Consider the following 20,361-nt stretch of genomic DNA (forward strand, 5'->3'; position numbering starts at 1 on the left):
TCTGCGGGGGGGGGGGGGGGGCGCCTGGGGGGGGGGGCGCGCCCGGGGGGGCGGCCGCGGCCCCCGCGCCCCCCACCGCTCGCGCCGGGGGGGCGCCCCCCCCCCCCCCCCCCGCCGCGGTGCGACCGGCGCGGGAACGGACGGGGACGTTGTTCCGGGTCGTGGCTGTGGTGGGGGACATGCGATCAACCCTTCGAACGATAGGCAACTTGGTCTAGACCAAGATTCCTGGGCAGGGCACCGCTTTCCCAGAGCCTTTCCGGCTCACCTCCTACACCTTCCGGCCAACCCACCCCGCGCCTCGTCCGACGCCCCCGTCCGACACTTCCTTCACTTCCTTCCGGCCGCTCCCACGGCTCAGCCGATCGTCTGGCGGGTCTTCCACCAGGTGGAGGGCGCGATGACGTTGGTCCCCGTGCCGCTCAGCGCTGTTCTGCTGCCGGTGTGGAGGCGTACGGATCCGTCGGAGTGCACGGCCCAGATGCCTCCAAGGTCATTAAACGAGGAAGCGAAGCCGGCAGCCCGAAGGGCAGCGGCGGCGGTTGCGTCGGCTGCAAGTCCCCGAACAGCCTCCTCCCGAAGACAGAGGTCCTGCTGGCGGACGGCACCCGCAAGAAGATCGCCGATGTAGAGGTCGGGGACCGGGTTCTCGCGACGGACCCGAAAACCGGCGAGACAGTCGCAAAGCCGGTGACGGCAGAAATCATCGGCAAGGGCGCCAAGAACCTGGTCAGGGTCACCATCGACCTGGACGGAAAGAAGGGCGGCAGGACCGCGTCGCTCACAGCGACGGACAAACACCCCTTCTGGGTCCCGGAACTGGACGAGTGGATTAACACCAGGGACCTCCATTCGGGCCAGTGGCTCCGCACCAGCAGCGGCACCCACATCCAGATCACCGCCATCAAAACCTGGACCCAGCCGGCCACGGTCCACAACCTCACCGTCGCCGACATCCACACGTACTACGTGCTGGCGGGGGCTACGCCGGTACTCGTTCACAACAGCAACGGATGTGGCGTCGCCCGTAACGAGAAGGGGCAGTTCACCTCTGGGGAGAATGCGGACGCGGCCCGTGGCCGTCAGACACACTTGAACTACAAGAATTCCCTGGGGGCTGGGTACGACTTCGAAGTCAGGCTTCCGAGCGGGCTTCGGCCTGATGCGGTCGACTGGAAGAACCGTGTCGTGCGTGAGTTGAACTCGGATGCGGCGAGCAGTCAGGCGACGGGACGGCGACAGTTGCAGAAGTACGTCGCCGAGTTGGAGGATATGACCGGTCAGAGCTGGACTGGCCATCTCGACACGTATAAGAGGTTCGGCTGATGGTTAACTCGATTCTCCTGAAGGCTCTCAATGAGGTCTTCAAGCCGCTGGGTTTTCGAAAGAAGTCGGCGAGCTGGTGCAGAGTTTCTGGCGATCTCTACTGTGTAGTTGCCGTCCAGGAGTCCAGCTGGGATGAGTCGTGCTACGTAAACGTCGGATTCGCGCCAGCGGTCAATGTAAAGGCGGGGTGGCTCCCGGAGGCGAAATGTCTCGTCAGGTTCAGGGCGGACGCAATCACCTCCATTTCTCGCAAAGATCTCGACCTCCTATCTGGACAAGCAGCGGAGGCGCGTGGTGAGGATTCCCTTCGAATGTGCCTTGTCGAAAAGATTGCGACTCCAGTAGCGCGGGCGGTGAATCCGATTGAGAGCATTCAGGGCTTGAAGCCCCTGCTGCGTACGAGCGTCAGCGATCAGGTGTTCATTCATCGTGAAATCAGGGGTGAATTGCTTGAAGAGGGGTGACGCAGCGTCCTTGGTTCCGAGCCGACAGTTTCACTTCCGTGACTTCGGACTTCTCGGAGTGCCGGTTTTGTCGGGATTGATCGGCGCTGACGGCAGTAATTGACGGCAACGGCGGCGAACACCAGGGGGGCGCCGCCGTTGCCGTCCGTGGTCAGGGACGGTCGAGGGAGTTGCCGAGTGCGGTCAGGGCGTCGCGTTGGAGGCGGAGCCTTACGTGGGCGTAGACAGTTGCGGTGACGCCGATGTGGGCGTGGCCGAGGAGCTCCTTGATGACGACGAGGTCGACGCCTTGTTCCAGGAGCAGGGTGGCGGTCGAGTGTCGTAGGTCGTGGAAGCGGATGCGTCGGAGTCCGGCCCGGTGGAGGAAGCTGCGGAAGCGGCGGGTGAGGTTGGCGGGGTCGAGGGGGCGGCCAGTGGGCGTGGTGAAGACGAGGCCACTGTCTGTCCTGTCCGGCCCTGCGGTCGTGCGCTCCCCGTCGTGCTGCTGCTTGTGTTCCTTGAGGGAGTGGATGCATTCGGTAGGGAGGGCGATGCGGCGCTCGGACGCCCGGGTCTTGCTGGGGAGGTGGGTGAGGCCGCCGGTTCGGGTGCGCTGGAGTGAGCGCCGGATGCTAGCTGTTCCGGTGGTGAGGGCGAGGTCTTCCCAAGGGAGGCCGAGGAGTTCGCCTTTGCGGAGGCCGGTGCGGAGGCCGGTGCGGAGGGCGAGTTCATACAGCGCGTGGAGCCGGTCGGTGCGGGCCGCGTCAAGGCGACCCGCTGACGCGGGTCGCGCGCGGCACGGTCGCCCACCCGGCCCGCTCTCGGCTCCGCCACCGCGGGCCGGCCAGCGACCAGGCCGCGCAGAAACAGCCCAGCGTTGCGCCGGAAGCGCGGAGAAGCCGGACGCGCCCGCACAGCGAACGCCAAGCCGACAACGAGGCGACGGCGGGGAGTTGGCTGAGCCGAAGGCCCGGATGTGGGGCCGGTCGGCTCCGTGGGCACCCACACTCCCCGGGCCGGGGTCCGCGTCGGGCAAGGCCAGGGGGCCACTCGTTCAAATTCCGGGCAGGTCCAAAGCCTGCCCGAGTTGCCTGGCCAGCGTACGGCCCCCTGATCCTGCCCGACCCCAACCCGGGCAGGACACCGGCCAAAGCCCACTCCACCGCCCTCAGGCGCACAGCCGCCTGACGGCAACGCCGACGGCAACAGGGGCGCACAACCCGGCACTTCCACGCACGCCCACGGACAGGCCGGAATTCGCTGACCAGCGAAAATGCTGACGCCCACTCGGTGAGCATACGTACTATGTGGCGGCGAGGGCCACGCCGGTACTCGTCCACAATTGCGGAGGCGCCCCTACTCATGTCACAGGCAAGGGCGATGACCCGCTAGTTCCGGAACTCATCATCGACATCAATGCTCGCTACCCAGGGCATGTGCGAGCTGAAGGCGTCACAATAAATGGGTCGGACGGCAGTACACTCACGGACTTCGACATCGTGACCCGAAATGCGGTAGTGCAGGTGAAGAGTGGCTCAGGAAAGGGTGCTCTCAAGCAGGCGCTAAATACGCAAGGCCTGACGGACTATCCGGTCATTGTCTATCTTCCACAGGGGCGTGGAAGTGTGATTAAGAGTCTGGAGCAGGATGGCATCATGGTGACACGGGACAAGAACCTGCTACTTGATGTCCTGGCTCCCTAGCTCCCGACGGTCTCTACGTGGTTCAGCGTTGCTGACAGGAAGGAGCCGCAGTGCGTCCTACCATCGTGCTTCTCAGCCCGACCAGTGATCTCCAGGAGCTATTGGCTCGCTTGCGTGGAGTCGGCTCTTACAGCGAAGGTGCGATCTTCGATCATTTGGATTGGAGGGAATGTCGCTTCGGGGTGGACGTTTCCGGGGACGTTATCGACGAGTTTGACGAGGGGGAGATTGCCGAGATTCGAGAGGAACTCGGTGAGTTCAATGCGGTTCTCGTCGAGTACCCCGGCATGGCGTGCATCCGCGATCTTCTGATCGAGGTAATTCCCGGGGTTCGCGGAGTTCTCGATACGAATCACGGCGAGCTTCTGAGCTATGACACGGTCCTAGAGAGATTTCATCGAGATCCGTCATGGGACTGGCGAACTAGTAACGATGGAGCGATCTCAGGGGGTTAGCTCCTGAGCTATTCCCCCAGCGCAACACTTGGGCCCCTCCGGGAGAATTCGGAGGGGCCCAAGTTTTCCTTGGCGGCAACGGTGACGGCAACGCCAGCGGACGATGGCTGCGGTGGGAGAGAGGCAGGAGGGGGGCGACTGGACGGGAACGGGTGAGGTTCTCCGTGATTTTCTTCTGCATTGCACCGTGCGGGAAGCTGTCATCGGATGCACGTCCAAGTTCATCGCCTTTGTTGATGCTTCAGAAATCAAAGAGGCTCTGGAGCTGTTTGAGCCGCTGAAGTTCGTGGCACTTGCTAGTGAAGAGCCTCAGGTCAGGCTGTGGTGCAGCGAGGATGCACTGGTCCGCATGGCGCCTCCGCCGACGGGATATGCTGGACCCAGCGAACAACTGTGGATGCTGACCTTTGCGGCTCCGTCTGATTCACTTCCGGATTTGATCGAGACTCGTTTCCTTGGAAGGGTCGAGTGCTCGGGTGAGGATTGCAGAGATTTCCGGGCGTCAATATCGTCTCTTCCGAAGATGCCAGCTATGTTGAGTGCTGCGCCATGGATACTGGAGATTGCGTATGTGAGATCCGTATTGATTCTCCAGAGGGGTTCTATCTGATGCCCATGGCGAGGGAGGCTGATGTGGATGTGGTCGCCGACGTCGAGGCTCTTCCTGGTCTGCGGGATGCGTGGCGCTGGTCTCCCATGCCTAGGTTCGTCTTCTCTCTGGCGGTGGGCCCGGGGCGCAAATTTGCTTACCAAATGAACACCATTGATCATTTCGACCAGGGACTCGTCGCCGCTGTTCTTGGGTTCGCGAGGGAGCGACACCTGGCGGGGGAATCGAAGGGCGCCCAGCCTTTCGACATCGCTCGTGGCTTCGCGGTGGATTCTTACGGGTTCGATGTCGTGGTGGCAGTTCCGGCCGCGGTGCACGGATACCATTTCGGGCGAGACAACGCACTCGGAGTGCGTGTCGCCGGGGTGTTTCCGGCGTACAGTTGTGAATTCTCCGGGCGCGAGACTCTTGAGGAGGCGGTGTACCGCTTCAAGCGGATGCTTCGTCCGACGGTCATCAAGCGAACGGCGGCGCCGTATCTACGAATCCGCTATGAGAACAGCAGGACTCGCGGTGGCAGCCTGGGAGCATCACGGGAATTCGCGACGAGGGATGTCCTTCTCAGGGAGTTGGCGCTTTTGGAGGGGGCTGCCGGGAGCTTCGTAGAGTGGGAGAACTTCCGCGGCGAGGTATGGCACGTCTCCTGGGACGGCTCCTGGTACGACAATGGCGATGCGCAGAGCGAGCCGATGTCTGAGATTGCTGTACTCAACTCTCTTGGATGTGCTGAATTCTGATGATAGTCACCTTGAGTCCGATGGCGGACCTCTGCGACGTGTGCCGAGGGGGGACGCCGGAGCTGACCGCAGGTCACTACCCACTGGCCGCAAATGCGTGATGTCGTCGTGACCGGCACGGGAGGCCGGAGTCGATGACATGGCCGTCAGCGCGAGGTGGACGTTGACGTTTCATCAGGTCAGCCTGCTCCGGGCGCAGGCACTCACTCCTCGGGATTCGCTGGCCTTCATCGAGAAACTGCTGGGAAGGACATGACCTTCAAGCCTTCTGCCGGAGACACTGCGAACCTGGTGTGGTTCAAGAGCAGCTACAGCACCGACGACGGCCCTTCGTGCGTCGAGGTCGCCGCCACCCCGCGTACGGTCCATGTCCGCGACTCCAAGGACGTACGGCTGCCCTCGCTCGGCTTCGCCGTCGCCGCGTGGGCCGACTTCGTTCCGTACGCCGCGGCCGTCCCGGAGAAGAAGCGCTGACCCTGCGCGGCTGAGCGGTCGGGGAGTCAGGGAGTCCTCGTCTCCGTGCCGGAACGCGGCGCGGGGACGGTCGGGAGGGTGCCGTCGGCGACCAGGTCCGTCACGGCGGCCGTGTGTTCGCGGATCAGGTAGTCCGTGGCGTGTTCGGTCGTGGACTGGTACTCCAGGTGCTCGCCGTAGAAGCGGTGCCGTTCCTGGCAGTCCTCGATGATCTCCCCCCAGGTGCGGACCCAGATCCTGAAACTGGGGTGGGAGACGGCGCACCCGGGCACGCGGTCCGGCTGGTGGGCCAGTTGGCGAAGGGTGGCGTCCATGGTGTTGCCCACCAACCAGAAGTCCCAGGTGACGTTGGTGTCCTGGAACCTGTCGTCCGTCACCACCGCGTGCGCGTAGCTGCTCACCTGGGCGAACTCCGTCATGCCCAGGGTGAGGTCGGGGCGCTTGAGCTCGACCACGAGGTGGTGTCTCTGCGCCTTCCGGTGGCGGGCTGCCCGGGACAGCATCAGGTCGACCCGGCCCTGCCGGCCGTCCTCCCGTAGCACCGGAGCGGGCGTCGGCGCCTCGCGGCCGAGCAGCCGGCAGTGCTGGGCCAGCACTTCGTTCAGGCTCCGGTCGCTCGCGTGCAGGCCGTACTCCTCGCCGAACACCCAGCACTCGTTCTCCAGGATGCGGTGGAGCTCCGAGCGCTCCTTCACCCGGCCCCTGGTCTCGGTGTCGAAGACGAGGTGTTCGAGGGCGGCCAGGAAGTCCAGCCGGCTCGTCGCCACCGTCGATGCCTTGATCAGGGCCGACAGCGGGGTCCGGTCGAGGAGCCGGGCCAGTTCCTCACGCTCCTGCTTGGAGAGGGTGAAGAGCTCTTCCACGATCCGCAGTACGTCGTTGGGCTCGTGCGCCAGTACGGACCGCATCAGCGCGAAGGTCGTCCGCTGGGTCTTCTTCACCTGCGGCAGATGCCGGATCACCGTCGTCGCCACCGCGTCGAACGTCTCCCGTTCCGCGCGCTCCTGGTCGCTGCCGGGCTCGCCCTCGTACGGGTAGATGCCGTCCGAACGCCAGGACCGTACGAGCTCCCGGCGCCGCTCGTCGGCGCGGGAGCGGAAGTGCGTCCTCATGCGTTCACGGGCCGCCGCCACCACCTCGGCCGTGAACCCGTCGGGAGTCCAGTCGGCGAAGGTGAGGTCTCCCGCCTCGGCGTCCTCGAAGCCGGGCCAGGAGAGGTACGCCGTGAAGTGGAAGCCGGGGGCCTGGATCTCGGGCCTGAGATGGGCCAGGGACATGCCGCGGCCGTCGCAGAGGATCAGGGCACGGGTGACGGGGCGCTTCCACTCGATGAGGCGGAGCTGCGCCGGGCCGGCCGGGCAGCCGGAGCCCGTCGGGATCTCGTACGGGCCGGTGACGTGCAGCTGTTCCGACGACGGGTCCAGTCGGCGGCCGTCGTACTCGATGTCGATATCCGGGTACGCGGCGAGATAGAGGGCGAAGGCGGCGGTCAGGGCCGAGCGGGCGGTGTCCTCGGTCAGCCGCTGCGCCTCCTCGCCGCCGAGCGCCTCGAAGACCGTGCCGGTCGGCCCGGTCGCCGGTTCGGGGTCGCTGACGTCGAACTCGTCCATGGAGCCGCGGTCCGACTCGATGACCACGCGGTGGAGCCCGTGCGGGCCCTCGCTCACGCTGGTCCAGCGGATCTCCGTACCGAGCGCGAAGGCGCGCACCCGGCCCCGGCCGTTCTTGCCGTGCAGGGTCCGTTTCTTCACCGGGCTGGTCCCCGCGCTCTTCTTCCAGGAGACGCCGAGGTGCCGGAAGTACTCGTCACAGCGGTCCGCCGCGATGCCCGTGCCGTCGTCGGTGACGATCACCCGGTCGACCGCCCCGAGGTCGCCGCGCTCCAGGACGACGCTCACCCGCCCGGCGTCCGCGTCCAGCGCGTTCCAGATCAGTTCCTCGACCGCGCCCACAGGGTTGCTCAGGCGCGCGAGTTCCGCGACGTGCTCCCTGCCGATCATCAGCCGTAACTTTGCCATGGGCTCTCGGTCCCCTCCACCGTTCGTTCCTGACCGCGCTGTTCCCGCAGCGATCACGTCCCGGTGAGGATAGCCCCCGGTCTTACCGTTCGTGACGTGGCTATTACTTTGAGTTAATTTCTGGGGCGAGCGAATGTCCGGCTCCCCTGGTGTCCTGGCGTCGAAGATTGCCCGATCGTCGCGTGGGGTACGCTTCTGGGCCCTGATTGGCCAGGGTCAAGGCGCCTATGGCACACTGTTCAGGTTGCTCGGTTGAGTGCCAATGCTGCGCGCCTCCCGCCGGGAGGACCGGAAGCGAGTCCCACAGTACTCGTCGACGCCAACTGCCTTACGGGGCAGCGCTGGGGTCGGACGTACGGGAATCTTCCGGGAAGTGTCAGCGGGGTACCGGCCAGGCTCCCGGTGGCGGAACGCGATGTACCCGCGGTTCTCCCCGGCTCGCGGACGTTGGGCCCGCACCCCTTGCAGGGAAAATCCTTCGGGAGATTTTCATGGACGGGGACGCGACACGCCCGACCGCGTGGGTCGGAGAAGAGCCCGGAACCACCGGGTCCCAGAGCGTTACGAGAGACAGGACTACGAAGCAGCCATGGCGGGACAGAAGATCCGCATCCGGCTCAAGGCCTACGACCACGAGGTCATCGACTCCTCGGCGAAGAAGATCGTCGAGACGGTGACGCGTACTGGTGCGTCGGTCGCGGGCCCGGTGCCGCTGCCCACTGAGAAGAACGTGTACTGCGTCATCAAGTCGCCGCACAAGTACAAGGACTCGCGCGAGCACTTCGAGATGCGCACGCACAAGCGCCTGATCGACATCCTCGACCCGACGCCCAAGACCGTTGACTCGCTGATGCGCCTGGACCTTCCGGCCGGCGTTGACATCGAGATCAAGCTCTGAGAGGCGCGGAAGAGATGGCAAAGCAGATCAAGGGTGTCCTGGGCGAGAAGCTCGGCATGACCCAGGTCTGGGACGAGAACAACCGTGTCGTCCCGGTGACCGTGGTGAAGGCCGGACCCTGCGTCGTTACCCAGGTCCGTACGAATGACTCCGACGGCTACGAGTCGGTCCAGATCGCCTTCGGCGAGATCGACCCGCGCAAGGTGAACAAGCCCCTCAAGGGCCACTTCGCCAAGGCCGACGTGACCCCCCGCCGCCACCTGGTGGAGCTGCGGACCTCCGACGCGAGCGAGTACACGCTCGGCCAGGAGATCACCGCCGCCACGTTCGAGTCCGGCGTCAAGGTCGACGTCACGGGCAAGAGCAAGGGCAAGGGCTTCGCCGGTGTCATGAAGCGTCACAACTTCAAGGGCCTCGGCGCCGGTCACGGCACCCAGCGCAAGCACCGCTCTCCCGGTTCCATCGGTGGCTGCGCCACCCCGGGCCGTGTGTTCAAGGGCCTCCGCATGGCGGGCCGTATGGGCAACGAGCGGGTCACCACCCAGAACCTGACCGTTCACGCCGTTGACGCGGAGAAGGGCCTGCTCCTGATCAAGGGCGCGGTTCCTGGTCCGAACGGCGGCCTCGTCCTGGTCCGTACCGCGGCCAAGGGGGCCTGAGGTAACTGATGAGCACCGTTGACATCCTTTCGCCGGCAGGCGACAAGGCCGGGACCGTCGAACTCCCCGCGGAGATCTTCGACGCCAAGGTCAGCATCCCGCTGATCCACCAGGTCGTTGTCGCCCAGCTGGCCGCTGCCCGACAGGGCACGCACAAGACCAAGACCCGCGGCGAAGTCCGTGGCGGTGGCAAGAAGCCGTACCGCCAGAAGGGCACCGGCCGCGCCCGTCAGGGTTCGACCCGCGCTCCGCAGTTCGCCGGTGGTGGCGTCGTCCACGGCCCCGTGCCGCGTGACTACTCGCAGCGGACCCCGAAGAAGATGAAGGCCGCCGCCCTGCGCGGTGCCCTCACCGACCGGGCCCGTCACTCTCGTATCCACGTCGTCTCCGGCCTGGTCGAGGACGCGGTGTCCACCAAGGCCGCGAAGACCCTGCTGGGCAAGATCAGCGAGCGCAAGAACGTGCTCCTGGTCGTCGAGCGGGCCGACGAGGCCGCGTGGCTCTCCGCCCGCAACCTGCCCCAGGTGCACATCCTGGCGCCGGGCCAGCTCAACACGTACGACGTGATCGTCTCCGACGACGTGGTCTTCACCCAGGCCGCTTTCGAGTCCTTCGTGTCTGGCCCCTCCAAGGCCGATGACAACGAGGGGAGCGAAGCCTGATGGCCGAGATCACCAGCAAGACCTTCCACGACCCGCGTGACATTCTCGTCAAGCCCGTGGTGTCCGAGAAGAGCTACGCGCTGCTCGACGAGAACAAGTACACGTTCATCGTGGCGCCCACGGCCAACAAGACCCAGATCAAGCAGGCCGTGGAAGCGGTCTTCTCGGTCAAGGTCGCCGGGGTCAACACGATCAACCGCCAGGGCAAGCGCAAGCGCACCCGCACCGGTTTCGGTAAGCGCGCCAACACCAAGCGCGCCATCGTGACCCTCGCTGAGGGCGACCGTATCGACATCTTCGGCGGACCGACCTCCTGACGGAGGTCGAGACGTCCAGGATCCGGAATTCTTCCGAGGACTGAGAGACAATGGGTATCCGCAAGTACAAGCCGACGACCCCGGGCCGTCGTGGCTCCAGCGTCGCCGACTTTGTCGAGATCACGCGGTCCACGCCGGAGAAGTCGCTGGTCCGCCCGCTGCACAGCAAGGGCGGCCGTAACAACGCCGGTCGTGTGACCGTTCGCCACCAGGGTGGTGGCCACAAGCGCGCCTACCGCGTGATCGACTTCCGTCGTCACGACAAGGACGGCGTGCCTGCCAAGGTCGCGCACATCGAGTACGACCCGAACCGCACCGCGCGCATCGCGCTGCTCCACTACGCGGACGGCGAGAAGCGCTACATCATCGCCCCCCGTGGTCTGGCGCAGGGCGCCCGTGTCGAGAACGGTCCGGCCGCCGACATCAAGCCCGGCAACAACCTGGCGCTGCGCAACATCCCGGTCGGTACGACCATCCACGCCATCGAGCTGCGGCCCGGCGGCGGCGCGAAGTTCGCCCGTTCCGCGGGTGCCTCCGTGCAGCTCCTGGCGAAGGAGGGCTCCATGGCCCACCTGCGCATGCCGTCCGGCGAGATCCGGCTGGTCGACGTCCGCTGCCGCGCCACCATCGGCGAGGTCGGCAACGCCGAGCAGTCGAACATCAACTGGGGCAAGGCCGGCCGTATGCGCTGGAAGGGCGTCCGCCCGACCGTCCGCGGTGTCGCGATGAACCCGGTCGACCACCCGCACGGTGGTGGTGAGGGCAAGACCTCCGGTGGTCGCCACCCGGTCAGCCCGTGGGGTCAGAAGGAGGGTCGTACTCGCTCGCCGAAGAAGGCAAGCAGCAAGTACATCGTCCGCCGCCGCAAGACGAACAAGAAGCGCTAGGAGCGGGTTTAGATGCCGCGCAGTCTCAAGAAGGGGCCCTTCGTCGACGGACACCTCATCAAGAAGGTGGACGTACAGAACGAGGCAGGCACCAAGAACGTCATCAAGACCTGGTCCCGTCGCTCGATGATCGTCCCGGCCATGCTCGGCCACACGATCGCGGTGCACAACGGCAAGATCCACGTCCCGGTGTTCGTCACCGAGTCGATGGTCGGCCACAAGCTCGGCGAGTTCTCGCCGACTCGCACCTTCCGCGGCCACGTCAAGGACGACCGGAAGTCGAAGCGCCGCTAGCGCGGGGTGACTGACTATGACTTACACCGAAGGGACAACCATGGAAGCCAGGGCCCAGGCGCGGTACATCCGCGTCACGCCCATGAAGGCCCGCCGCGTGGTGGACCTCATCCGTGGCATGGATGCCACGGAGGCTCAGGCGGTCCTGCGCTTCGCCCCGCAGGCCGCGAGCGTGCCGGTCGGCAAGGTGCTGGACAGCGCCATTGCCAACGCCGCGCACAACTACGACCACACCGACGCCAATTCGCTGATCATCAGCGAGGCGTACGTGGACGAGGGTCCGACCCTGAAGCGGTTCCGGCCGCGCGCGCAGGGTCGTGCCTACCGGATCCGTAAGCGGACCAGCCACATCACCGTGGTCGTCAGCAGCAAGGAAGGAACCCGGTAATGGGCCAGAAGGTTAACCCGCATGGGTTCCGGCTCGGTATCACCACGGACTTCAAGTCCCGCTGGTACGCCGACAAGCTGTACAAGGACTACGTCAAGGAAGACGTTGCCATTCGTCGCATGATGACGAAGGGCATGGAGCGGGCCGGCATCTCCAAGGTGGAGATCGAGCGCACCCGCGACCGCGTCCGTGTCGACATCCACACCGCACGTCCGGGCATCGTCATCGGCCGCCGCGGCGCCGAGGCCGACCGCATCCGCGGCGAGCTGGAGAAGCTGACCGGCAAGCAGGTCCAGCTCAACATCCTTGAGGTCAAGAACCCCGAGGTGGACGCTCAGCTCGTGGCCCAGGCCGTGGCCGAGCAGCTCTCCTCGCGTGTCTCCTTCCGTCGCGCCATGCGTAAGAGCATGCAGTCGACGATGAAGGCGGGCGCCAAGGGCATCAAGATCCAGTGCGGTGGCCGTCTCGGCGGCGCCGAGATGTCCCGCTCGGAGTTCTACCGCGAGGGCCGTGTGCCCCTGCACACGCTCCGTGCCAACGTCGACTACGGCTTCTTCGAGGCCAAGACGACCTTCGGCCGCATCGGTGTGAAGGTCTGGATCTACAAGGGCGACGTCAAGAACATCGCCGAGGTCCGCGCCGAGAACGCCGCGGCGCGCGCCGGCAACCGTCCCGCCCGCGGTGGCGGCAACGACCGTCCCGCCGGCCGTGGTGGCCGCGGTGGCGAGCGTGGCGGACGTGGCCGCAAGCCGCAGCAGAACCCGGCAGCCGAGGCCCCCAAGGCCGACGCCACCGCTGCTCCGGCCGCCGAGGCGACGACCTCTTCTACCGGCGGAACGGAGGCCTGACCGAAATGCTGATCCCCCGTAGGGTCAAGCACCGCAAGCAGCACCACCCGAAGCGCAGCGGTATGTCCAAGGGTGGAACGCAGGTTGCGTTCGGCGAGTACGGCATCCAGGCGCTGACCCCCGCGTACGTGACGAACCGTCAGATCGAGTCCGCTCGTATCGCCATGACCCGTCACATCAAGCGTGGCGGCAAGGTCTGGATCAACATCTACCCGGACCGTCCGCTCACGAAGAAGCCCGCCGAGACCCGCATGGGTTCCGGTAAGGGTTCCCCCGAGTGGTGGATCGCGAACGTCAAGCCGGGTCGCGTGATGTTCGAGCTGTCCTACCCGAACGAGAAGATTGCGCGTGAGGCGCTTACCCGCGCTGCTCACAAGCTTCCGATGAAGTGCCGGATCGTTCGGCGCGAGGCAGGTGAGTCGTGATGGCGGCCGTGACCAAGGCGTCCGAACTGCGCGAGCTGGGCAACGAGGAGCTTGTCGACAAGCTCCGCGAGGCCAAGGAAGAGCTGTTCAACCTCCGCTTCCAGGCGGCGACCGGTCAGCTCGAAAACCACGGGCGGCTCAAGCTCGTGCGCAAGGACATCGCGCGGATCTACACCCTGATGCGTGAGCGCGAGCTGGGCATCGAGACGGTGGAGAGCGCCTGATGACTGAGAACAACGTGACCGAGACCAAGGCCGCGCGCGGCGACCGCAAGACCCGCGAGGGTCTCGTCGTCAGCGACAAGATGGACAAGACCGTCGTCGTCGCTGTCGAGGACCGCGTCAAGCACGCGCTGTACGGCAAGGTCATCCGCCGTACGAACAAGCTCAAGGCTCACGACGAGCAGAACGCCGCCGGCGTCGGCGACCGCGTCCTCCTGATGGAGACCCGGCCGCAGTCCGCCACGAAGCGGTGGCGCATCGTCGAGATCCTCGAGAAGGCCAAGTAACACCCAGTAGGTCCCCCTCCGAGGGGGTTTCCCCTCGGAACAGTTCCGCCAGGCTCCGGGGGCCGTTCCTCCGAGAACGGCCCCTGGGGAACCGGCAGACGATCAGGAGATAGACGTGATCCAGCAGGAGTCGCGACTGCGCGTCGCCGACAACACGGGTGCGAAGGAAATTCTCACCATCCGTGTTCTCGGTGGCTCGGGTCGCCGCTACGCGGGCATCGGTGACGTCATCGTCGCCACCGTCAAGGACGCGATCCCCGGTGGCAACGTGAAGAAGGGTGACGTCGTCAAGGCGGTCATCGTTCGCACCGTCAAGGAGCGTCGTCGTCAGGACGGCTCGTACATCCGCTTCGACGAGAACGCCGCCGTCATTCTGAAGAACGACGGCGACCCTCGCGGCACCCGTATCTTCGGCCCGGTGGGCCGTGAGCTGCGCGAGAAGAAGTTCATGAAGATCATCTCGCTCGCGCCGGAGGTGCTGTAAGCATGAAGATCAAGAAGGGCGACCTGGTTCAGGTCATCACCGGTAAGGACAAGGGCAAGCAGGGCAAGGTCATCGTCGCCTTCCCCACGCAGGACCGTGTTCTCGTCGAGGGTGTCAACCGGGTCAAGAAGCACACCAAGGCCGGCCAGACGGCTCGCGGTTCGCAGACCGGTGGCATCGTGACCACCGAAGCCCCCATCCACGTGAGCAACGTTCAGCTCGTCGTGGAGAAGGACGGCAAGAAGGTCGTTACCCGCGTCGGCTACCGCTTTGACGACGAGGGCAACAAGATCCGCGTTGCCAAGCGGACCGGTGAGGACATCTGATGACTGCGACCACTACCGCGCCGCGTCTGAAGCTGCGCTACCGCGAGGAGATCGCCGGCAAGCTGCGTGAGGAGTTCTCGTACGAGAACGTCATGCAGATCCCCGGCCTCGTCAAGATCGTGGTCAACATGGGTGTGGGCGACGCCGCCCGCGACTCCAAGCTGATCGAGGGTGCCATCAAGGACCTCACCACGATCACCGGCCAGAAGCCGTCCGTCACCAAGGCCCGCAAGTCGATCGCGCAGTTCAAGCTGCGCGAGGGGCAGCCGATCGGCTGCCACGTCACCCTCCGCGGTGACCGCATGTGGGAGTTCCTGGACCGTACGCTGTCGCTCGCGCTTCCGCGTATCCGTGACTTCCGCGGCCTGTCGCCGAAGCAGTTCGACGGCCGTGGCAACTACACCTTCGGTCTCACGGAGCAGGTCATGTTCCACGAGATCGACCAGGACAAGATCGACCGGGTCCGGGGCATGGACATCACCGTGGTGACCACGGCGACCAACGACGACGAGGGTCGTGCCCTCCTTCGTCACCTCGGCTTCCCGTTCAAGGAGAACTGACCGTGGCGAAGAAGGCTCTGATCGCTAAGGCCGCCCGCAAGCCGAAGTTCGGCGTGCGCGGTTACACCCGCTGCCAGCGCTGCGGCCGGCCCCACTCCGTCTACCGCAAGTTCGGCCTGTGCCGTGTGTGCCTTCGCGAGATGGCCCACCGCGGCGAGCTGCCGGGCGTGACCAAGAGTTCCTGGTAGTCCTCCGTTCCGGAGCACTGCCCGAACTCTCGGTAAGCAATTTGGTTGGCGGGAGCCCTCCTTCACATGCCGTAGGCTTGTGGGGTTGGGCGCCCGCCGTCCATGACTGACTTACTACGCCGTAGGTCCCCGCACCGCACCCGTCCCGACTCTGATCGGGGAGAGGGATGGCGCATACAGGAAACCCCGGCGAGAGAGGCCGAAGGCCAATTCATGACCATGACTGATCCCATCGCAGACATGCTCACGCGTCTGCGTAACGCGAACTCGGCATACCACGACGATGTCGTGATGCCGCACAGCAAGATCAAGTCGCACATCGCGGAGATCCTCCAGCAGGAGGGCTTCATCACCGGCTGGAAGGTCGAGGACGCCGAGGTCGGCAAGAACCTCGTCCTGGAGCTGAAGTTCGGCCCGAACCGCGAGCGTTCGATCGCCGGCATCAAGCGCATCTCCAAGCCGGGTCTGCGCGTGTACGCGAAGTCCACCAACCTGCCGAAGGTCCTCGGTGGCCTGGGCGTGGCGATCATCTCCACGTCCCACGGTCTCCTGACCGGCCAGCAGGCAGGCAAGAAGGGCGTAGGTGGGGAAGTCCTCGCCTACGTCTGGTAGTCGGGAACGGAGGAAAAGCTCATGTCGCGAATCGGCAAGCTCCCCATCCAGGTTCCCGCCGGTGTGGACGTCACCATCGATGGCCGCACGGTCGCGGTGAAGGGCCCCAAGGGTTCCCTCTCGCACACCGTCGCCGCGCCGATCGAGGTCACCAAGGGCGAGGACGGCACCCTCTCGGTGCTGCGCCCCAACGACGAGCGTCAGAACAAGGCCCTGCACGGCCTGTCCCGCACGCTGGTGGCGAACATGATCACCGGCGTGACCCAGGGATACATCAAGGCGCTCGAAATCAGCGGTGTCGGCTACCGCGTCCAGGCGAAGGGCTCCAACCTGGAGTTCGCCCTGGGCTACAGCCACCCGATCCTCATCGAGGCCCCCGAGGGCATCACCTTCAAGGTCGAGACGCCCACGAAGTTCACCGTCGAGGGCATCGACAAGCAGAAGGTCGGCGAGGTCGCCGCTAACATCCGCAAGCTGCGGAAGCCCGACCCGTACAAGGCCAAGGGCGTCAAGTACGCGGGCGAGGTCATCCGCCGCAAGGTCGGAAAGGCGGGTAAGTAAGCCATGGCATACGGTGTAAAGATCGCCAAGGGTGACGCGTACAAGCGCGCCGCCATCAAGCGCCGCCACATCCGCGTGCGCAAGCACGTCTCCGGCACGCCGGAGCGTCCGCGCCTCGTCGTGACGCGCTCCAACCGCAACATCGTGGCCCAGGTCATCGACGACATCGCGGGCCACACGCTCGCCTCGGCGTCGACCCTGGACACCTCGATCCGCGGTGGCGAGGGCGACAAGAGCGCCCAGGCGCAGAAGGTCGGCGCCCTGGTCGCCGAGCGCGCCAAGGCCGCGGGTGTCGAGGCTGTCGTGTTCGACCGTGGTGGCAACAGGTACGCCGGGCGCATTGCCGCTCTGGCTGACGCCGCCCGCGAAGCCGGGCTGAAGTTCTAGGCCCCGGTTCCGGGACTAACGGACGTAACAGAGAGAGGTAAATCCAATGGCTGGACCCCAGCGCCGCGGAAGCGGTGCCGGTGGCGGCGAGCGGCGGGACCGGAAGGGTCGCGACGGTGGCGCTGCCGCCGAGAAGACCGCTTACGTTGAGCGCGTCGTCGCGATCAACCGTGTCGCGAAGGTTGTGAAGGGTGGTCGTCGCTTCAGCTTCACCGCGCTGGTCGTGGTGGGCGACGGTGACGGCACCGTAGGTGTCGGTTACGGCAAGGCCAAGGAGGTGCCGGCCGCCATCGCCAAGGGTGTGGAGGAGGCCAAGAAGCACTTCTTCAAGGTCCCCCGTATCCAGGGCACCATCCCTCACCCGATCCAGGGCGAGAAGGCGGCGGGCGTCGTTCTGCTCAAGCCGGCGTCCCCCGGTACCGGTGTGATCGCCGGTGGCCCGGTGCGCGCCGTGCTGGAGTGCGCGGGCGTGCACGACATCCTGTCGAAGTCGCTCGGCTCGGACAACGCGATCAACATCGTGCACGCGACGGTGGCGGCCCTCCAGGGTCTGCAGCGTCCCGAGGAGATCGCGGCCCGCCGCGGTCTGCCCCTTGAGGACGTCGCCCCGGCCGCTCTGCTCCGTGCGCGTGCGGGAGCGGGTGCGTGATGGCCCGTCTCAAGATCACGCAGACGAAGTCGTACATCGGCAGCAAGCAGAACCACCGTGACACGCTGCGTTCGCTCGGGCTGAAGCGCCTGAACGACGTGGTGGTCAAGGAGGACCGTCCCGAGTTCCGCGGCATGGCCAACACCGTGCGGCACCTCGTCACGGTCGAGGAGGTCGACTGACATGGCCGACAACAACGGCCCGCTGAAGGCCCACAACCTCCGTCCTGCCCCGGGCGCCAAGACCGCCAAGACCCGTGTGGGTCGTGGTGAGGCGTCCAAGGGTAAGACCGCAGGTCGTGGTACCAAGGGCACCAAGGCCCGTTACCAGGTTCCGGAGCGCTTCGAGGGTGGGCAGATGCCCCTCCACATGCGCCTCCCGAAGCTGAAGGGCTTCAAGAACCCGTTCCGCACCGAGTACCAGGTGGTGAACCTGGACAAGCTCTCCGCCCTCTACCCCGAGGGTGGCGAGGTCACGGTGGCCGACCTGGTCACCAAGGGCGCGGTACGCAAGAACAGCCTCGTCAAGGTCCTGGGCCAGGGCGAGATCACCGTGGCGCTGCAGGTTTCGGTCGACGCCGTCTCCGGCTCCGCCAAGGAGAAGATCGCCGCCGCCGGCGGCACCGTCACCGAGCTCGTCTGAGACAACTCGATGGCCTGAACACCCGACCGGGGATGCCTCTTCCAAGGGGCATCCCCGGTTGGTCGTTCCTAGGGGGGCACTGTCGCCGGTAAGGTGGCGTGCATTGTTGCTGTACGAAGCCGGGGGCTCGCTCCCCGGACCCGGGGTTCGCGCTCCGGGACCCGTTCGTTCCGTATCCGTCGATCCTCAATACCGTCACCTCTGACGCAGTAGCGCGGGGGTCGCAGGAGGCACCGTGCTCACCGCGTTCGCCCGGGCGTTCAAGACGCCCGACCTGCGCAAGAAGCTGCTCTTCACGCTCGGCATCATCGTGCTGTACCGGCTCGGGGCGCATGTGCCCGTGCCCGGTGTCAGTTACGCCAATGTCCAGATCTGTGTCGACGCGGCCCAGAAGGGCAACAACAGCCTGTTCGGCTTGGTGAACATGTTCAGCGGCGGGGCGCTGCTGCAGATCACGATCTTCGCGCTCGGCATCATGCCGTACATCACCGCGAGCATCATTCTGCAGCTCCTGACCGTGGTCATCCCCCGGCTGGAGGCCCTCAAGAAAGAGGGCCAGTCCGGCCAGGCGAAGATCACTCAGTACACCCGTTATCTGACCGTCGCCCTCGCCGTGCTCCAGGGCACCGGGCTGGTGGCCACCGCACGCAGCGGCGCGCTGTTCAGCGGCTGCCCGGTCGCGTCGCAGATCGTCCCCGACCAGTCGATCTTCGTCACGGTCGTCATGGTGATCACCATGACCGCGGGCACCGCGGCCGTCATGTGGCTCGGTGAGCTGATCACCGACCGCGGCATCGGCAACGGCATGTCCATCCTCATGTTCATCTCCATCGCCGCGGGCTTCCCCGGCGCGCTGTGGGCCATCAAGCAGAGCGGCACGCTCGCCGACGGCTGGATCGAGTTCGGCACGGTCATCCTGATCGGCTTCGTGATGGTCGGCCTCGTCGTCTTCGTCGAGCAGGCCCAGCGCCGTATCCCCGTGCAGTACGCGAAGCGCATGATCGGCCGCCGCTCGTACGGCGGCACGTCGACGTACATCCCGCTGAAGGTGAACCAGGCGGGTGTGATCCCCGTCATCTTCGCGTCGTCGCTGCTCTACATCCCGGCTCTGGTCGCGCAGTTCTCCAGCGGGAACTCGGCGTGGAAGACCTGGATCGAGGCCCACTTCGTCAAGGGCGACCACCCGTACTACATCGCGACGTACTTCCTGCTGATCGTTTTCTTCGCGTTCTTCTACGTGGCGATCTCGTTCAACCCCGAAGAAGTCGCCGACAACATGAAGAAGTATGGTGGGTTCATCCCGGGTATCCGGGCAGGCCGGCCCACGGCCGAGTATCTGAGCTACGTGCTCAACAGGATCACTTGGCCGGGCTCGCTGTACCTGGGGCTGATCGCTCTCGTACCGACGATGGCGTTGGCGGGCTTCGGCGGTGCGAACCAGAACTTCCCGTTCGGCGGGACGAGCATCCTGATCATCGTGGGTGTGGGACTGGAGACCGTCAAGCAGATCGAGAGCCAGCTTCAGCAGCGCAATTACGAAGGGTTCCTCCGCTGATGCGAATCGTCCTCGTCGGACCGCCCGGTGCCGGCAAGGGAACGCAGGCCGCGTACCTTGCCAAGAACCTGTCGATCCCGCACATCTCCACGGGCGACCTGTTCCGCGCCAACATCAGCCAGGGCACCGACCTCGGCAAACAGGCGAAGGCGTACATGGACGCCGGGAATCTCGTGCCCGACGAGGTCACCATCGCGATGGCGCAGGACCGCATGGCCCAGCCGGACGCCGAGAACGGCTTCCTGCTGGACGGCTTCCCGCGCAACGTGTCGCAGGCGAAGGCGCTCGACAAGGCGCTCACGGCGGACGGCGTGCACCTCGACGCCGTGCTGGACCTGGAGGTCCCCGAGGAGGAGGTCGTGAAGCGGATCGCCGGCCGGCGCATCTGCCGCAACGACAGCTCGCACGTCTTCCACGTGACGTACAGCCCGCCGAAGAAGGAGGGCGTCTGTGACGCCTGCGGCGGCGAGCTGTACCAGCGGGACGACGACTCCGAGGAGACCGTACGGACCCGGCTGGAGGTCTACCACACGCAGACCGAGCCGATCATCGACCACTACCGGGCCCAGAACCTGGTCGTGACGATCTCCGCGCTGGGCAAGGTCACCGAGGTGACCGAGCGCGCGATGGCGGCGCTGGAGCGCGATCCGGCCTCGCAGGCCTGACCGGGCTCCCGCACGCCCCAGCAGTGACCAGTACGGGGGGGGGGGGGGGGGGGGGCCCCCCCCGCGGGGGATGGGGTGAC

General features: G+C 65.8%; 30 protein-coding genes and 1 pseudogene. 28 read left to right on the forward strand and 3 right to left on the reverse strand.

Annotated features, from left to right (window positions below; translation table 11 throughout):
* Positions 1 to 468: 468 nt before the first annotated feature.
* Both ACFXPK_RS11460 and ACFXPK_RS11465 read left to right on the forward strand, forming a co-directional pair.
* Positions 469 to 1,326: a polymorphic toxin-type HINT domain-containing protein gene (locus ACFXPK_RS11460; RefSeq protein ID WP_385074150.1), complete on the forward strand. Its 858-nt coding sequence runs from the start codon at positions 469 to 471 to the stop codon at positions 1,324 to 1,326.
* Positions 1,326 to 1,790 (forward strand): DUF4304 domain-containing protein, encoded by a 465-nt coding sequence (locus ACFXPK_RS11465; protein WP_385074153.1) that lies wholly within the window; start codon positions 1,326 to 1,328, stop codon positions 1,788 to 1,790. Before ACFXPK_RS11460 ends, ACFXPK_RS11465 begins: the two co-directional genes overlap by 1 nt.
* A 151-nt stretch (positions 1,791 to 1,941) precedes the next feature.
* On the opposite strand, the pseudogene ACFXPK_RS11470 reads toward ACFXPK_RS11465, so the two are convergent.
* Positions 1,942 to 2,574: pseudogene (locus ACFXPK_RS11470) on the reverse strand (site-specific integrase); the annotation flags it as partial.
* Positions 2,575 to 3,570: 996 nt separating this feature from the next.
* The gene (locus ACFXPK_RS11475; RefSeq protein ID WP_385074156.1) at positions 3,571 to 3,828 is read right to left on the reverse strand and encodes a hypothetical protein; all 258 of its coding nucleotides are present in this window, start codon (positions 3,826 to 3,828) and stop codon (positions 3,571 to 3,573) included.
* 211 nt (positions 3,829 to 4,039) lie between these two features.
* Between ACFXPK_RS11475 and ACFXPK_RS11480 the strand changes: the two genes are divergently transcribed.
* The 3 genes from ACFXPK_RS11480 to ACFXPK_RS11490 all read left to right on the forward strand — a co-directional run bounded on the left by ACFXPK_RS11480 (position 4,040) and on the right by ACFXPK_RS11490 (position 5,748).
* Positions 4,040 to 4,537 carry a hypothetical protein gene (locus ACFXPK_RS11480; RefSeq protein ID WP_385074159.1) on the forward strand — a complete coding sequence of 166 codons (498 nt, stop codon included), beginning with the start codon at positions 4,040 to 4,042 and terminating at the stop codon, positions 4,535 to 4,537.
* Positions 4,537 to 5,274, forward strand: coding sequence for a hypothetical protein (locus tag ACFXPK_RS11485; protein WP_385074162.1), 738 nt, complete (start codon positions 4,537 to 4,539; stop codon positions 5,272 to 5,274). Before ACFXPK_RS11480 ends, ACFXPK_RS11485 begins: the two co-directional genes overlap by 1 nt.
* Positions 5,275 to 5,526: 252 nt before the next feature.
* Positions 5,527 to 5,748, forward strand: a complete 222-nt coding sequence (locus tag ACFXPK_RS11490) for a DUF397 domain-containing protein (RefSeq protein ID WP_385074165.1) — start codon at positions 5,527 to 5,529, stop codon at positions 5,746 to 5,748.
* Between the two features lie 26 nt (positions 5,749 to 5,774).
* On the opposite strand, the gene ACFXPK_RS11495 is transcribed toward ACFXPK_RS11490, so the two are convergent.
* Positions 5,775 to 7,766, reverse strand: coding sequence for an ATP-binding protein (locus ACFXPK_RS11495; protein ID WP_385074168.1), 1,992 nt, complete (start codon positions 7,764 to 7,766; stop codon positions 5,775 to 5,777).
* Positions 7,767 to 8,355: 589 nt separating this feature from the next.
* Here ACFXPK_RS11495 and rpsJ point away from each other — a divergent pair.
* The 23 genes from rpsJ (at position 8,356) to ACFXPK_RS11610 (ending at position 20,281) form a co-directional block, all read left to right on the forward strand.
* Positions 8,356 to 8,664 carry a 30S ribosomal protein S10 gene (rpsJ, locus tag ACFXPK_RS11500; RefSeq protein WP_003948644.1) on the forward strand — a complete coding sequence of 103 codons (309 nt, stop codon included), beginning with the start codon at positions 8,356 to 8,358 and terminating at the stop codon, positions 8,662 to 8,664.
* A 14-nt stretch (positions 8,665 to 8,678) separates the two neighbouring features.
* Positions 8,679 to 9,323, forward strand: a complete 645-nt coding sequence (gene rplC / locus ACFXPK_RS11505) for a 50S ribosomal protein L3 (protein WP_329828610.1) — start codon at positions 8,679 to 8,681, stop codon at positions 9,321 to 9,323.
* Positions 9,324 to 9,331: 8 nt separating this feature from the next.
* Positions 9,332 to 9,985 carry a 50S ribosomal protein L4 gene (gene rplD, locus ACFXPK_RS11510; protein WP_384995988.1) on the forward strand — a complete coding sequence of 218 codons (654 nt, stop codon included), beginning with the start codon at positions 9,332 to 9,334 and terminating at the stop codon, positions 9,983 to 9,985.
* On the forward strand, positions 9,985 to 10,302 hold the full coding sequence (gene rplW, locus ACFXPK_RS11515; protein ID WP_384995990.1) for a 50S ribosomal protein L23: 318 nt from the start codon (positions 9,985 to 9,987) through the stop codon (positions 10,300 to 10,302). Before rplD ends, rplW begins: the two co-directional genes overlap by 1 nt.
* Positions 10,303 to 10,352: 50 nt before the next feature.
* Positions 10,353 to 11,189, forward strand: a complete 837-nt coding sequence (gene rplB / locus ACFXPK_RS11520; protein WP_129770859.1) for a 50S ribosomal protein L2 — start codon at positions 10,353 to 10,355, stop codon at positions 11,187 to 11,189.
* A 12-nt stretch (positions 11,190 to 11,201) separates the two neighbouring features.
* A complete protein-coding gene (rpsS, locus tag ACFXPK_RS11525; protein ID WP_003966956.1) occupies positions 11,202 to 11,483 on the forward strand; it encodes a 30S ribosomal protein S19 in 282 nt (93 codons plus the stop codon).
* A 40-nt stretch (positions 11,484 to 11,523) separates the two neighbouring features.
* Positions 11,524 to 11,871, forward strand: a complete 348-nt coding sequence (rplV, locus tag ACFXPK_RS11530) for a 50S ribosomal protein L22 (protein ID WP_329828615.1) — start codon at positions 11,524 to 11,526, stop codon at positions 11,869 to 11,871.
* Positions 11,871 to 12,719 carry a 30S ribosomal protein S3 gene (gene rpsC / locus ACFXPK_RS11535; protein ID WP_384995992.1) on the forward strand — a complete coding sequence of 283 codons (849 nt, stop codon included), beginning with the start codon at positions 11,871 to 11,873 and terminating at the stop codon, positions 12,717 to 12,719. The genes rplV and rpsC overlap by 1 nt, the downstream gene beginning before the upstream one ends.
* A gap of 5 nt (positions 12,720 to 12,724) precedes the next feature.
* Positions 12,725 to 13,144 carry a 50S ribosomal protein L16 gene (rplP, locus tag ACFXPK_RS11540; RefSeq protein ID WP_003966953.1) on the forward strand — a complete coding sequence of 140 codons (420 nt, stop codon included), beginning with the start codon at positions 12,725 to 12,727 and terminating at the stop codon, positions 13,142 to 13,144.
* Entirely contained in the window at positions 13,144 to 13,368 is a 225-nt protein-coding gene (gene rpmC, locus ACFXPK_RS11545) for a 50S ribosomal protein L29 (protein WP_031230018.1), read from the forward strand. The genes rplP and rpmC overlap by 1 nt, the downstream gene beginning before the upstream one ends.
* Complete coding sequence (rpsQ, locus tag ACFXPK_RS11550; RefSeq protein WP_329828618.1) at positions 13,368 to 13,652, forward strand: 30S ribosomal protein S17; 285 nt, start codon at positions 13,368 to 13,370, stop codon at positions 13,650 to 13,652. The genes rpmC and rpsQ overlap by 1 nt, the downstream gene beginning before the upstream one ends.
* Before the next feature lie 115 nt (positions 13,653 to 13,767).
* On the forward strand, positions 13,768 to 14,136 hold the full coding sequence (gene rplN, locus ACFXPK_RS11555; protein ID WP_003966950.1) for a 50S ribosomal protein L14: 369 nt from the start codon (positions 13,768 to 13,770) through the stop codon (positions 14,134 to 14,136).
* Between the two features lie 2 nt (positions 14,137 to 14,138).
* Positions 14,139 to 14,462: a 50S ribosomal protein L24 gene (gene rplX, locus ACFXPK_RS11560; protein ID WP_329828619.1), complete on the forward strand. Its 324-nt coding sequence runs from the start codon at positions 14,139 to 14,141 to the stop codon at positions 14,460 to 14,462.
* Positions 14,462 to 15,022 (forward strand): 50S ribosomal protein L5, encoded by a 561-nt coding sequence (gene rplE, locus ACFXPK_RS11565; protein ID WP_030351443.1) that lies wholly within the window; start codon positions 14,462 to 14,464, stop codon positions 15,020 to 15,022. The genes rplX and rplE overlap by 1 nt, the downstream gene beginning before the upstream one ends.
* Positions 15,023 to 15,024: 2 nt before the next feature.
* Positions 15,025 to 15,210, forward strand: coding sequence for a type Z 30S ribosomal protein S14 (locus ACFXPK_RS11570; RefSeq protein WP_003948630.1), 186 nt, complete (start codon positions 15,025 to 15,027; stop codon positions 15,208 to 15,210).
* 213 nt (positions 15,211 to 15,423) lie between these two features.
* Complete coding sequence (gene rpsH, locus ACFXPK_RS11575) at positions 15,424 to 15,822, forward strand: 30S ribosomal protein S8 (RefSeq protein WP_319680019.1); 399 nt, start codon at positions 15,424 to 15,426, stop codon at positions 15,820 to 15,822.
* 21 nt (positions 15,823 to 15,843) lie between these two features.
* Positions 15,844 to 16,383 carry a 50S ribosomal protein L6 gene (gene rplF / locus ACFXPK_RS11580; protein ID WP_329828620.1) on the forward strand — a complete coding sequence of 180 codons (540 nt, stop codon included), beginning with the start codon at positions 15,844 to 15,846 and terminating at the stop codon, positions 16,381 to 16,383.
* A gap of 3 nt (positions 16,384 to 16,386) precedes the next feature.
* Positions 16,387 to 16,770 (forward strand): 50S ribosomal protein L18, encoded by a 384-nt coding sequence (gene rplR, locus ACFXPK_RS11585; protein ID WP_114659653.1) that lies wholly within the window; start codon positions 16,387 to 16,389, stop codon positions 16,768 to 16,770.
* A gap of 46 nt (positions 16,771 to 16,816) precedes the next feature.
* Complete coding sequence (gene rpsE, locus ACFXPK_RS11590) at positions 16,817 to 17,419, forward strand: 30S ribosomal protein S5 (RefSeq protein ID WP_030351447.1); 603 nt, start codon at positions 16,817 to 16,819, stop codon at positions 17,417 to 17,419.
* Positions 17,419 to 17,601: a 50S ribosomal protein L30 gene (gene rpmD / locus ACFXPK_RS11595; protein ID WP_041985698.1), complete on the forward strand. Its 183-nt coding sequence runs from the start codon at positions 17,419 to 17,421 to the stop codon at positions 17,599 to 17,601. Before rpsE ends, rpmD begins: the two co-directional genes overlap by 1 nt.
* Position 17,602: 1 nt before the next feature.
* Positions 17,603 to 18,061 (forward strand): 50S ribosomal protein L15, encoded by a 459-nt coding sequence (gene rplO, locus ACFXPK_RS11600; protein WP_384995999.1) that lies wholly within the window; start codon positions 17,603 to 17,605, stop codon positions 18,059 to 18,061.
* A gap of 235 nt (positions 18,062 to 18,296) precedes the next feature.
* Positions 18,297 to 19,616, forward strand: coding sequence for a preprotein translocase subunit SecY (gene secY / locus ACFXPK_RS11605; protein ID WP_329828622.1), 1,320 nt, complete (start codon positions 18,297 to 18,299; stop codon positions 19,614 to 19,616).
* Positions 19,616 to 20,281, forward strand: coding sequence for an adenylate kinase (locus tag ACFXPK_RS11610; protein ID WP_384996003.1), 666 nt, complete (start codon positions 19,616 to 19,618; stop codon positions 20,279 to 20,281). The genes secY and ACFXPK_RS11610 overlap by 1 nt, the downstream gene beginning before the upstream one ends.
* Positions 20,282 to 20,361 lie beyond the last annotated feature (80 nt).

This window comes from Streptomyces sp. NPDC059142 (assembly GCF_042755665.1).
Taxonomy (GTDB): domain Bacteria; phylum Actinomycetota; class Actinomycetes; order Streptomycetales; family Streptomycetaceae; genus Streptomyces.

Excerpts from the sequence above, each read along its gene's own strand:
- rpmD (WP_041985698.1), top strand. The coding sequence starts at position 17,419 with ATGGCCCGTCTCAAGATCACGCAGACGAAGTCGTACATCGGCAGCAAG.
- rplF (WP_329828620.1), top strand. The coding sequence starts at position 15,844 with ATGTCGCGAATCGGCAAGCTCCCCATCCAGGTTCCCGCCGGTGTGGAC.
- ACFXPK_RS11610 (WP_384996003.1), top strand. The coding sequence starts at position 19,616 with ATGCGAATCGTCCTCGTCGGACCGCCCGGTGCCGGCAAGGGAACGCAG.
- rpsJ (WP_003948644.1), top strand. The coding sequence starts at position 8,356 with ATGGCGGGACAGAAGATCCGCATCCGGCTCAAGGCCTACGACCACGAG.
- rpsH (WP_319680019.1), top strand. The coding sequence starts at position 15,424 with ATGACCATGACTGATCCCATCGCAGACATGCTCACGCGTCTGCGTAAC.
- rpsQ (WP_329828618.1), top strand. The coding sequence starts at position 13,368 with ATGACTGAGAACAACGTGACCGAGACCAAGGCCGCGCGCGGCGACCGC.
- rplX (WP_329828619.1), top strand. The coding sequence starts at position 14,139 with ATGAAGATCAAGAAGGGCGACCTGGTTCAGGTCATCACCGGTAAGGAC.
- rplD (WP_384995988.1), top strand. The coding sequence starts at position 9,332 with ATGAGCACCGTTGACATCCTTTCGCCGGCAGGCGACAAGGCCGGGACC.
- rplE (WP_030351443.1), top strand. The coding sequence starts at position 14,462 with ATGACTGCGACCACTACCGCGCCGCGTCTGAAGCTGCGCTACCGCGAG.
- ACFXPK_RS11490 (WP_385074165.1), top strand. The coding sequence starts at position 5,527 with ATGACCTTCAAGCCTTCTGCCGGAGACACTGCGAACCTGGTGTGGTTC.
- rpmC (WP_031230018.1), top strand. The coding sequence starts at position 13,144 with ATGGCGGCCGTGACCAAGGCGTCCGAACTGCGCGAGCTGGGCAACGAG.
- rplB (WP_129770859.1), top strand. The coding sequence starts at position 10,353 with ATGGGTATCCGCAAGTACAAGCCGACGACCCCGGGCCGTCGTGGCTCC.
- ACFXPK_RS11495 (WP_385074168.1), bottom strand. The coding sequence starts at position 7,766 with ATGGCAAAGTTACGGCTGATGATCGGCAGGGAGCACGTCGCGGAACTC.
- ACFXPK_RS11465 (WP_385074153.1), top strand. The coding sequence starts at position 1,326 with ATGGTTAACTCGATTCTCCTGAAGGCTCTCAATGAGGTCTTCAAGCCG.
- rplP (WP_003966953.1), top strand. The coding sequence starts at position 12,725 with ATGCTGATCCCCCGTAGGGTCAAGCACCGCAAGCAGCACCACCCGAAG.
- rpsS (WP_003966956.1), top strand. The coding sequence starts at position 11,202 with ATGCCGCGCAGTCTCAAGAAGGGGCCCTTCGTCGACGGACACCTCATC.
- ACFXPK_RS11485 (WP_385074162.1), top strand. The coding sequence starts at position 4,537 with ATGCCCATGGCGAGGGAGGCTGATGTGGATGTGGTCGCCGACGTCGAG.
- rplW (WP_384995990.1), top strand. The coding sequence starts at position 9,985 with ATGGCCGAGATCACCAGCAAGACCTTCCACGACCCGCGTGACATTCTC.
- rplR (WP_114659653.1), top strand. The coding sequence starts at position 16,387 with ATGGCATACGGTGTAAAGATCGCCAAGGGTGACGCGTACAAGCGCGCC.
- rplC (WP_329828610.1), top strand. The coding sequence starts at position 8,679 with ATGGCAAAGCAGATCAAGGGTGTCCTGGGCGAGAAGCTCGGCATGACC.
- rplO (WP_384995999.1), top strand. The coding sequence starts at position 17,603 with ATGGCCGACAACAACGGCCCGCTGAAGGCCCACAACCTCCGTCCTGCC.
- rplV (WP_329828615.1), top strand. The coding sequence starts at position 11,524 with ATGGAAGCCAGGGCCCAGGCGCGGTACATCCGCGTCACGCCCATGAAG.
- rpsE (WP_030351447.1), top strand. The coding sequence starts at position 16,817 with ATGGCTGGACCCCAGCGCCGCGGAAGCGGTGCCGGTGGCGGCGAGCGG.
- rpsC (WP_384995992.1), top strand. The coding sequence starts at position 11,871 with ATGGGCCAGAAGGTTAACCCGCATGGGTTCCGGCTCGGTATCACCACG.